General features: G+C 70.4%; 1 protein-coding gene and 2 pseudogenes. All 3 read left to right on the top strand.

All coding sequences use genetic code 11. The features are described from left to right. A pseudogene (locus tag P3W85_RS45325) lies at window positions 1-109 on the top strand (VOC family protein); the annotation flags it as partial. Beyond that, window positions 109-861 carry a 16S rRNA (uracil(1498)-N(3))-methyltransferase gene (locus P3W85_RS13005; protein ID WP_276265084.1) on the top strand — a complete coding sequence of 251 codons (753 nt, stop codon included), beginning with the start codon at window positions 109-111 and terminating at the stop codon, window positions 859-861. The pseudogene P3W85_RS45325 and the gene P3W85_RS13005, both read left to right, overlap by 1 nt. A 52-nt stretch (window positions 862-913) precedes the next feature. Further along, window positions 914-1,064 (top strand): annotated as a pseudogene (locus P3W85_RS45505) (YidB family protein); the annotation flags it as partial.

Below are 1,064 nucleotides of genomic sequence, written 5' to 3'. Positions count from 1 at the left end.
GGGCGACCGCTATTGCATGGTCGAGGATCCCGACGGCTACCGTTGGGGCTTCGGCAAACCGGTGGCAGCGGACAAGGCCGCCGACGAGAACAAGGATGGACGCGCCTGATGCCGCCGCGCTTTTTCATCGACGCCGCCCTGGCGCCTCAGACCGAACTGGACCTGCCGGAAGCCGTGGTACGGCATGTCCAGGTGCTGCGCCTCAACCCGGGCGACGGCATCACCTTGTTCGACGGGCGCGGCGGCAGCCATGCCGCCACCCTGGTCGAACTCGGCAAGCGCCATGCGCTGGCACGGATCGGCAGTCACGACCCGTCGGAGTCCGAGGCGCCATTCCGCGTCACGCTGGCACAGGGACTGGCCGGCGGCGACAAGATGGACTGGCTGATCGAGAAGGCCGTCGAACTCGGCGTGGCGGCGATCCAGCCGCTGCAGGCGGCGCGCTCGGTGGTGCGGCTGTCGGCCGAGCGGGCGCAAAAGCGCCAGGCGCACTGGCAGGCGCTGGTCGAGGCCGCATGCGAGCAATGCGGGCGTAACCGCTTGCCGGACGTCGCGCCGGTGGCCAACCTGGAATCCTGGCTGCTGCAGGCGGACCTGGCGGCGGCCCAAGGCGCGCGCCTGCTGGTATCGCCGCGCGCCACGCAGTCGCTGGTATCGTTTGCCACGGAACGGCGCGATGCCCTGCTTGCCAACGGCGCGACGCTGCTGATCGGGCCGGAAGGCGGGCTCGCGCCGGACGAGGAAGCCGCGGCAATGCGAGCCGGTTTCACGGGCGTGTCACTCGGCCCGCGCATCTTGCGTACGGAGACCGCCGGGCTGGCCTGCCTGGCCACGCTCAACGCGGTACTAGGCGGATTTTGACGGCACCCGGGCCATCCTGGCCCGGCGCCACACTCACAGGAAGGAGTCGATCATGGGGCTACTCGATAGCGTGCTGGGCGGAGTTCTCGGACAGCACGGCAGCAGCGAAGCGGGCGCTGGCGGCCTGAACCCGAAGATGATGATGGCGCTGGGGCTGCTGGCCATGCTCGCCATGCACCGCGAAGGCGGCGGCGCGGCGCAGG

Source organism: Cupriavidus basilensis (assembly GCF_029335485.1).
Lineage (GTDB): Bacteria > Pseudomonadota > Gammaproteobacteria > Burkholderiales > Burkholderiaceae > Cupriavidus > Cupriavidus basilensis_E.
The sequence above is the reverse complement of the archived record's forward strand: the minus strand, read 5'-3'. Positions and strand labels throughout refer to the sequence as shown.

Bases quoted from the DNA above. Each gene is read 5' to 3' on its own strand.
- P3W85_RS13005 (WP_276265084.1), top strand. From the start codon at position 109: ATGCCGCCGCGCTTTTTCATCGACGCCGCCCTGGCGCCTCAGACCGAA.